The 813-nt window shown below is 67.8% G+C and carries 1 pseudogene; it reads right to left on the bottom strand.

From position 1 onward, the window contains the following. Positions 1-813, bottom strand: a pseudogene (locus AC1DTN_RS37550) (phosphoribosylformylglycinamidine synthase); the annotation flags it as partial.

The raw sequence follows: 813 nt of genomic DNA, 5'->3' as shown, positions 1-813 counted from the left end.
GATCAGCAGCGAGCCCGCGGGAAACTGGATCTTCTTCGTCTGGCCCGCGTCGATGCTGCCCAGGCCGCCCGCGATCATGATGGGCTTGTGATAGCCGCGCCGCACGGTGTCGCCGTCGCTGGCGATCGTCTGTTCGTATTCGCGGAAGTAGCCGAGCAGGTTGGGCCGGCCGAATTCGTTGTTGAATGCCGCGCCGCCCAGCGGGCCCTCCGTCATGATCTGCAGCGGGCTCGCGATGTGGTCGGGCTTGCCGTAGCCGCCTTCGGCGGGCCAGAGCTTCGACACCGTGAAGCCGGTGAGCCCGGCCTTGGGCTTCGAGCCGCGGCCGGTGGCGCCCTCGTCGCGGATCTCGCCGCCGGCGCCGGTGGAGGCGCCCGGAAACGGCGAGATCGCGGTCGGGTGGTTGTGCGTCTCGACCTTCATCAGCACGTGGCTCAGCGCGTTCACCTTCCGGTAGCTGTCCGAACCCTCACCGGAACCGGCCACGAAACGCTCGACCTCCACGCCCTCCATGACCGACGCGTTGTCCGAATAGGCGACCACCGTGTGCTGCGGATGCTGGCGCTCGGTGTGGCGGATCATGGAGAACAGGCTGTGCGGCTGGGGCACGCCGTCGACGATGAAGTCGGCGTTGAAGATCTTGTGCCGGCAATGCTCGCTGTTGGCCTGCGCGAACATCATCAGTTCGACGTCGCTGGGGTTGCGCCCGAGGCGGGTGAAGGCATCGACGAGGTAGTCGATCTCGTCCTGCGCCAGCGCCAGTCCGAAGGTGGTGTTGGCCTCCACCAGCGCCGCGCGTCCGCCGCGCTGGAC

The sequence above is a fragment of the Rhizobium sp. 01T444 genome (genome assembly GCF_056398305.1).
Note: the sequence above shows the minus strand (reverse complement) of the source record. Positions and strands in the feature narration are given on the sequence as shown.